This is a genomic window from Mesorhizobium ventifaucium (genome assembly GCF_935822925.1).
Lineage (GTDB): Bacteria > Pseudomonadota > Alphaproteobacteria > Rhizobiales > Rhizobiaceae > Mesorhizobium > Mesorhizobium ventifaucium.
This window is the reverse complement of record NZ_CAKXZS010000056.1, coordinates 127,630-135,641: the sequence shown is the minus strand read 5'-3', so window position 1 is coordinate 135,641 and position 8,012 is coordinate 127,630. Positions and strand designations below refer to the sequence as shown.

The following is an 8,012-nucleotide window of genomic DNA, read 5'->3' as shown; positions in this document are numbered from 1 at the left end:
AGATGAATCTGCCACGGTGACGGCATCCCCCTCCCCCTTGTGGGGAGGGGCTAGGGGTGGGGGTGCTGCGGTCGATCGGGGTACTGCGGCTGCCGGCGCGCCGCGCCCCGAAGGTGAAAAGCCGCTGGCCTCGCCGGCCGTCCGTCTCAGGGCAAAAGAGGCCGGCGTCGATCTCCGACAGGTCAGGGGAAGCGGCCCGGCCGGCCGCATTCTCCACGAGGACATCGACGCCTTCCTGGCGCGCGGACCGCAGCTTGCAAAAATCTCCGGGCTTGCCCGCAACGAGGCCGTCGAGGACATCAAGATCATCGGGCTCAGGCGCAAGATCGCCGAGAAGATGGCGCTGGCCAAGTCGCGCATCCCGCACATCACCTATGTCGAGGAGATCGACGTTACGGCATTGGAGGATTTGCGCGCGGCGCTCAACAAGGAGAAGCGCAGCGGCGTGGAGCGGCCGAAGCTGACGCTGCTGCCGTTCCTGATGCGGGCGATGGTCAAGGCGATCGCCGACCAGCCCAATATCAACGCGCTGTTCGACGACGAGGCCGGCATCGTCCACCAGCATGGCGGCGTTCATATCGGTATTGCCGCGCAGACGCCTTCGGGGCTGGTGGTGCCAGTGGTCAAGCACGCCGAGGCACGCGACATCTGGGACTGCGCCGCCGAGGTTTTCAGGCTGGCCGAGGCGGCCAAGTCAGGCACGGCGGCGCGCGACGAGCTGTCGGGATCGACGATCACCATCACCTCGCTCGGCGCCATGGGGGGCGTGGCGACGACGCCGGTGATCAATCATCCGGAAGTGGCGATCCTTGGCGTCAACAAGATGATGATGCGGCCGGTGTGGGACGGCACCCAGTTCATGCCGCGCAAGATGATGAACCTGTCCTCCAGCTTCGATCACCGCGTCATCGACGGCTGGGACGCCGCGGTGTTTATTCAACGGATCAAGACGCTGCTGGAGACCCCGGCACTGATTTTTGTGGATTGAGGAGATGAGGTCAAAGGGCGCCCTCAATCGGAGGCCGTTCGGGGCGTCAGGACGCTGGCTCCCCCTTCTCCCCTTGTGGGAGAAGGTGTCGCCGAAGGCGACGGATGAGGGGTGCTCCAGTTTGGCACCGACAGCGCTCCGTCCAACACCCCTCATCCGTCTCGGCGCTGCGCGCCGATCCACCTTCTCCCACAAGGGGAGAAGGAAAGGCGCGCAACGGCCATCGGCGCAAGGACAGCCATGATGAAGGAAATCGCCTGCAAGCTGCTCGTCATCGGCGCTGGTCCCGGCGGCTATGTCTGTGCCATCCGCGCCGGCCAGCTCGGCATCGATACGGTGATCGTCGAGTTCGGCAAGCCGGGCGGCACCTGCCTCAATGTCGGCTGCATTCCGTCCAAGGCGCTGATCCATGCGGCCGAGGAGTTCGAGAAAATCTCGCACATGGCGAGTGGCAAGAGCCTGCTCGGCATTTCAATCGCCGCGCCATCGATTGATCTCGAAGCGACCATCGCCTGGAAGGACGGTATCGTTAGCCGGCTGAACAGTGGCGTTGTCGGCCTGCTCAAGAAGGCCGGGGTCAAGACCGTGCATGGCTGGGCGAAATTCCGCGACGGCAAGACCGTCGAGGTCCAGACCGAGACCGGCATGCAGGTCGTCCGCGCCGAGATGGTGGTGATCGCGACCGGCTCGGCGCCGGTCGAGCTGCCGTTCCTGCCGTTCGGCGGCGCGGTGATCTCGTCGACTGAAGCGCTGGGGCTGAGCGAAGTGCCGGAAAGGCTTGCCGTCGTCGGCGGCGGCTATATCGGGCTCGAGCTCGGCATCGCCTTCGCCAAGCTGGGCGCCAAGGTGAGCGTGGTCGAGGCCTTGCCGCGCGTGCTGGCGCAATATGATGCCGAGCTGACCCGGCCGGTGGTGAAGCGGCTTACCGAGCTCGGCATCGAGGTGCTCGTGAACGCCAAGGCCAAGGGCCTGTCGAGCAAGGGCGATGCTTTGCTGGTCGAAACGGGCAACGGCAGGAATGGCAAGATCGCCGCCGACAGGATACTGGTCACCGTCGGGCGCAAGCCGGTGGTCGAAGACTGGGGGCTGGAGCAGATCGACCTCGATATGGCGGGTAAATTCATCCGCATCGACGACCAGTGCCGCACCTCGATGCGCGGCATCTTTGCCATTGGCGACGTCACCGGCGAGCCGATGCTGGCGCACCGGGCGATGGCGCAAGGCGAAATGGTCGCCGAGATCGTCGCCGGCCACAAGCGCAGCTGGGACAAGCGCTCAATTCCCGCCATCTGCTTCACCGATCCGGAGCTGGTCACCGCAGGCCTGTCGCCGGAGGAGGCCAAGAGGATTGGCGGCGAGATCAAGGTCGGGATGTTTCCGTTCGCCGCCAACGGCCGCGCGATGACCAAGCTTGGCGAGGATGGCTTCGTCCGGGTCGTTGCCCGCGCGGACAACCACCTGGTGCTCGGCATCCAGGCGGTCGGCCAGGGCGTGTCGGAACTGTCGACGGCGTTCGGCCTGGCGTTGGAAATGGGCGCGCGGCTGGAGGATATCGCCGGCACCATCCATGCCCATCCGACGCAGGGCGAGGGTTTTCAGGAGGCGGGGCTGAAGGCGCTTGGGCACGCGCTGCATGTTTAGAGGGCAGGTGATCTCCCCCCTTGCGGGGGAGATGGCCGGCAGGCCAGAGGGGGTGGGTTCGACTGGATGCGACCTCCCTTGCGACAGATGGAGGTTAGCGCTCTACGCGAGGCGACCCCCTCTGTCGCCTTCGGCGACATTCGAGGGGGAGAGATTACACTCACCCCGCAAGCCGGCTAACCATCTCGTGCTGCGCGTAGGCGCGGCCGAAGCGGTTGGCGAGGAAGGCGTCGAGCGCGATGTCTTCCTGCTTGACAAAACCCTTCGCCGCCAAGCTGCCGTCGGCCAGCATGTCGAGCACCGCGCAGATGGCGGAGGCGGTGGTGATCTGGATGGCGCTGCGCACCTTATCGCCGACGCGCCTGGCGTAGATCTTGTTGGCGTAGGTCTCCTGCAGCAGGCGGCCGCTCTTGCGGCCGCTGACGGTGACGAAGACGATGACCACGTCCTGCAGCGTCGCCGGCAGGGCGCTCTCAAAAATGTCTTTCAGCACGTCGCGGCGGTGGCGCAGGCCGAGATCGTTGAGCAGCGCCTTCATGATCGCGGCGTGGCCGGGGTAGCGGATGGTGCGATAGTTCAGCGTGCGCACCTTGCCCTTCAGCGTTTCGGCCAGCGTGCCGAGCCCGCCCGAGGTGTTGAACGCCTCGTAGGTGACGCCGTCGAGCGAGAATTCCTCGCGCTCCTCCAGCGGCGGCACCTCGATCAGCTCGCCTTCGACGATCGCCTCGCAAGGCTCGCAATATTCGTTGATGACGCCGTCCGTGCTCCAGGTCAGATTGTAGTTCAGCGCATTCGACGGGTATTGCGGCAGCGCGCCGACCCGCATGCGCACGCTTTCCAGCGTGTCGAAGCGGCTGGCGAGATCGTTGGCGACGATCGAGATGAAGCCCGGCGCCAGCCCGCATTGCGGGATGAAGGCGCTGTTGGCGGAACACGCCAAATGCTTGACGCGCCGGGTCGCGACGACGTCCTCGGTCAGGTCGAGATAGTGGACGCCGGCGCTGGCCGCCGCTTCGGCGATGCGTGTGGTCAGGTGGAAGGGCGCGGCGCTGAGCACGGCGAACTTGCCGGCCAAGGCCGCTTCGAGCGTGCCGGCGGCTTCGATGTCGAGTTCGAGCGTCTCGACCGTTTCAGGCAGTTCGGCCGCGCCGAGCTGTGCGGCCGAGCGGTCGACGAGGGTCATGTGATAGTCGCCGGTGGAAGCCAGCATCTCGGCGATGGTCGAGCCGATCTTGCCGGCGCCGACAACAATGATGTTCTTCATGGCAGTTCCCTCGCCTTGCCTTTGCTCAAGACAATAGAATCACGGCTTGCCTGTCGAAAGGAAGCGTTGAACTGTTCGAAACGAAGTGTCAGATTGACCAATATGCTGACGGAGTTCGTCGAAAGTGCTTAGCAACGCCGAACAGGCCCTGCTCTCCCTGCTGCGCGCGAATGCGCGCGCCTCGACGGCCGAGCTGGCGCGGCGGCTCGGCGTGTCGCGAACGACGGTGCAGAGCCGGATCGAGCGGCTGGAACAGCGCGGCATCATCACCGGCTATGGCGTCAGGCTTTCGCCCGACTACGAACAGGGACTGGTGCGGGCGCATGTCCTGCTCACCGTCACGCCCAAGTTTGCCGACAAGGTGGTGCGCAGCCTGCAGGCACTGCCGCCGGTGCGGACGCTGCATTCGGTGAGCGGCAATTTCGACATGATCGTCATCGTCGACGCGCCCTCGATCAAGGACCTCGACACACTTCTCGATGAGATCGGCGCGATGGACGGGGTCGAGCGGACGTCGTCGTCGATCATCCTGTCGACGCGGATCGACCGGTGAGTGCTGCTTGCGTTGGCGCGGCCCAGAAACGCTGGCGGGACAGCGCCCCTCTCTGTCCTGCCGGACATCTCCCCCACTTGGGGGGAGATCGGCAATTTCGGCGCTCCGCTCACGCCCGCTACGGCCTTGTAATAAAGCAACATAAATTCCAAAAATGTTGCTTTCCACACGACCTGTATGAGAATTGCGCGGACAGGCCGGTTGATGAGAACACACAGGAGCCGGACGCCGATGCAATTTGATCTCCTGCTGAAGGGCGGCCGCCTCATCGACCCGGCGTCGGGCCTCGACGCGCGACGCGATCTGGCCATCGCCAACGGCCGCATCGCCGCGATCGATGCCGACATTCCCTTCGAGCGGGCCGCGCGCGTCATCGATGCGACGGGGTCCATCGTCGCGCCCGGCCTCATCGACCTGCACAGCCACGTCTATTGGGGCGGCACCTCGCTCGGCGTCGATGCCGACCGCCTCGCCGCAAAAAGCGGCACCACAACCTTCATCGACGCTGGGAGCGCTGGCGCCGGCAACTTCCTCGGCTTTCGCCGGCACGTCATCGAGCGCTCGAAAGTCCGCATCCTGGCCTATGTCAACATTTCCTTTGCCGGCATTTTCGGCTTCTCGCAGGCCGTTTCGGTCGGCGAGTGCAGCGATCTGCGGCTCTGCGAACCGCGCGAGGCGGTGGCGGCGGTGCGCGAGCACGCAGACACGATCGTTGGCGTCAAGGTCCGCTCGGGTCGTCATGCCGGCGGCAGCAGCGGCATCGCGCCGGTCGATCTGGCGCTCGAGGCCGCCGACCAGGCCGGCCTGCCGCTGATGGCGCATATCGACGAGCCGCCGCCCGGCCGCTCGGAAGTGCTGCCGCGGCTGCGCAAGGGCGACATCCTCACCCACTGCTTCCGGCCGTTTCCCAATGCGCCGGTCTTCGCCTCCGGCGCGGTGCGGCCGGACATGCGGCTGGCGCGCGAGCGCGGCGTCATCTTCGATATCGGCCACGGCATGGGCTCGTTCGATTTCGAGGTCGCCAAGGCGATGCTCAGCGAAGGGCTGGCACCTGACGTGATCAGCAGCGACGTGCATCTCTACTGCATCGACGGCCCGGCCTTCGACATTCTGGTCTGCATGTCGAAGCTGCTGGCGCTCGGCATGCCGCTGGTCGAGGTTTTGCGCGCCGCAACACAGCGACCGGCCGAGGCGATCGCAAGGCCCGATCTCGGCGCGCTGGCGGTCGGCGCCGTCGGCGACATCGCGGTGCTGCGGCTGCGTCCGGGCAGTTTTACCTTTGTCGATGCGGTCGGCGCCTCGCTGGTCGCCGAGCAGAGGCTGGTCTCGGACGGCATCGTGATTGGCGGCACCTGGTGGCCGAACGAAGCGGCCAACGATCTTGGCGATACCGAGCGCTTCGAAGCGCATGCGCATGAGACGCATGTCGATGTGGTGAGCCGGCATTTCGGGCGTGGGTGAAGGCTGGGCGGCTCTTCCTTCTCCCCTTCTTGTGGGAGAAGGTGGATTGGCGGGCAGCGCCAAGAGGGTTGAGGGGTGTTGGACGGAATGCCGTCAGTGCCAAGCTGGAACACCCCTCATCCGACCGAGCTTCGCTCGGCCACCTTCTCCCACAAGGGGAGAAGGAAGAGCCGCGCCGCTCAATCCCCCAGCGGTGCCCCATAAACCGGCGTCGCCACGCCTTCCATCCGCGCCTTGATCTGCAGCGCCACGAATTTCGAATAGAAACGCGACAGCGCCAGATTGCCGCCGTGGAACCATAGCGCTTCCTGCGCCGTCGGCTTCCACATGTTGCGCAATTCGCCTTGCCATGGTCCGGGGTCGCCTTTCACGCCGGAGCCAATCCCCCAGCACAGGCCGACCTTGTCGGCGACCTCGCGCGAGACGATCGCCGCCACGGTCTCGTTCATCGATTGATAGCCGGAGCAGGAGATGATCGCATCGGCCGCCAATTCGCTGCCGTCGTCGAACAGGATGCTTGTCGGCGTCAGCGACTTGATCTCGACACCGCTGCGGACGCCGATCTCGCCGTCGACGAGCAGATCGGACGCGCCGACGTCGATGTAATAGCCCGAGCCGGTGCGGTAGGCCTTCATCAGCAGCCCGGTCTCGTCGTCGCCGAAATCGATGGCGAAGCCGGCGCCGCGCAAGCGGTCGTAGAAGGCCGCGTCGCGGGCCTTGATGATTTCGTAGAGCGCCCGCTGGCTTTGCGGCAGCAGCGCGAACGGCGTCGAGGCGACGATCATGTCGGCTTTTTCGGTGGTGATGCCGCGGGCCAGCGCCTTTTCCGAAAAAATCTCGAAGCCGACCTCCATCAGCGTGTCGGACTTGACCACCGTCGTCGGCGAGCGCTGGATCATGGTTACCGCAGCGCCGCTCTCCCAGAGGTCGACGGCGACATCGTGCCCCGAGCTTGCCGCTCCGATGACGGCGACGCATCTGCCGCGGAATTTGTCGCCGCTAAAATACTGGCTGGAATGCAGGATCTCGCCCTGGAACGCAGCGGCGCCCGGCAGGTCGATCTGCCGCGGCGGGCCATAGGCGCCGGTCGCAAAGACGATGTGTTTTGGCATCAGCGTGATGCGCTCGCCGGCGCGATCGACCTCGACCGTCCAGATCTTTTCCGCGTCGTCATAGCTGGCGCTGACGCATCTCGTGGAGGTCCAGTAATTGAGCTCCATGACGCGCGTATACATCTCCAGCCAGTCACCCATCTTGTCCTTGGGCGTGAACACCGGCCAGTTTTCCGGAAATGGGATGTAGGGCAGATGGTCGTACCAGACCGGATCGTGCAGCACGAGCGAGCGATAGCGGTTGCGCCAGGAATCGCCGGGTTGAGCGTTCTTCTCGATGATGATCGCCGGCACGCCGAGCTGCCGCAGCCGTGCCCCCAGCATGATGCCGCCCTGGCCGCCGCCGATGACCAGGCAATAGGGCTGCTCAATGGCACCGAGATCACGCGCCTCGCGCGCCCTCGCCTCCGACCAGGTCTCGCGGTCCGGGTCGGCCTTGTGGCGAACACCCAGCGGCCGCGTCGGTCCCTTGCGCTCCTCAAAACCCTTGAGATCGCTCATCGCCGTGAACAGCGTCCGGCATCGGCCGTCTGCCAAGCGCATGATGCCTTGGCCCCACGCCGATGACGTTTCGAAGGTGAACCAGGCCTCGACGACGCCTTCGTCCGCGCTTCCCTCGCCAGTGAGCTGCCAGGCAGTCGGCTTGGTCACCGCCAGCGCGGCATCCAGCATGTCGCGGATCGCCGCACGGCCTTCCATCGTCTTGATGTTCCAGGTGAAGGTCAGCAGATCGCGCCAGTAACAGTCCTCGGCGAACAGATTGGTCGCGGCCTCGGCGTCGCCCGCCTCGAGGGCGCGGGAGAGGGAGGAAAGCCAGGTGGCCGCCTGCTTTGAGGGTGCCATGTCGAGCATCTGCTTCTTTCTCTCCTTCAAGGCACCCAATCCGGATTGGGCCGTTAGTTGTCGAACTCGGCGCCGCTTCTCATCCGCCTGCCGGCACCTTCTCCCCGTGAACAACGGGGAGAAGGAACAAGCTCCAGCGCTGGCGACCCC

The 8,012-nt window shown here is 65.4% G+C and carries 6 protein-coding genes; 4 read left to right on the top strand and 2 right to left on the bottom strand.

Annotated features, from left to right (window positions below):
* Together NMG70_RS30255 and lpdA are read left to right on the top strand one after the other, a co-directional pair.
* Window positions 1–988, top strand: a 988-nt coding sequence (locus NMG70_RS30255) for a dihydrolipoamide acetyltransferase family protein (RefSeq protein ID WP_436798487.1), incomplete at its 5' end; no start/stop codon positions are given.
* A 243-nt stretch (window positions 989–1,231) separates the two neighbouring features.
* Window positions 1,232–2,629 carry a dihydrolipoyl dehydrogenase gene (gene lpdA / locus NMG70_RS30250; protein ID WP_254027890.1) on the top strand — a complete coding sequence of 466 codons (1,398 nt, stop codon included), beginning with the start codon at window positions 1,232–1,234 and terminating at the stop codon, window positions 2,627–2,629.
* A gap of 160 nt (window positions 2,630–2,789) precedes the next feature.
* Here the strand turns inward: lpdA and NMG70_RS30245 are convergent, their stop codons facing one another.
* Window positions 2,790–3,893 carry a saccharopine dehydrogenase family protein gene (locus tag NMG70_RS30245; RefSeq protein ID WP_254027871.1) on the bottom strand — a complete coding sequence of 368 codons (1,104 nt, stop codon included), beginning with the start codon at window positions 3,891–3,893 and terminating at the stop codon, window positions 2,790–2,792.
* Window positions 3,894–4,017: 124 nt separating this feature from the next.
* Between NMG70_RS30245 and NMG70_RS30240 the strand changes: the two genes are divergently transcribed.
* A complete protein-coding gene (locus tag NMG70_RS30240; RefSeq protein WP_254027870.1) occupies window positions 4,018–4,446 on the top strand; it encodes an Lrp/AsnC family transcriptional regulator in 429 nt (142 codons plus the stop codon).
* Window positions 4,447–4,677: 231 nt separating this feature from the next.
* Window positions 4,678–5,907 (top strand): amidohydrolase/deacetylase family metallohydrolase, encoded by a 1,230-nt coding sequence (locus tag NMG70_RS30235; protein WP_254027869.1) that lies wholly within the window; start codon window positions 4,678–4,680, stop codon window positions 5,905–5,907.
* A gap of 179 nt (window positions 5,908–6,086) precedes the next feature.
* Here NMG70_RS30235 and NMG70_RS30230 read toward each other — a convergent pair whose 3' ends face one another.
* Window positions 6,087–7,871, bottom strand: coding sequence for an NAD(P)/FAD-dependent oxidoreductase (locus NMG70_RS30230; protein WP_254027889.1), 1,785 nt, complete (start codon window positions 7,869–7,871; stop codon window positions 6,087–6,089).
* Between the last annotated feature and the right edge of the window lie 141 nt (window positions 7,872–8,012).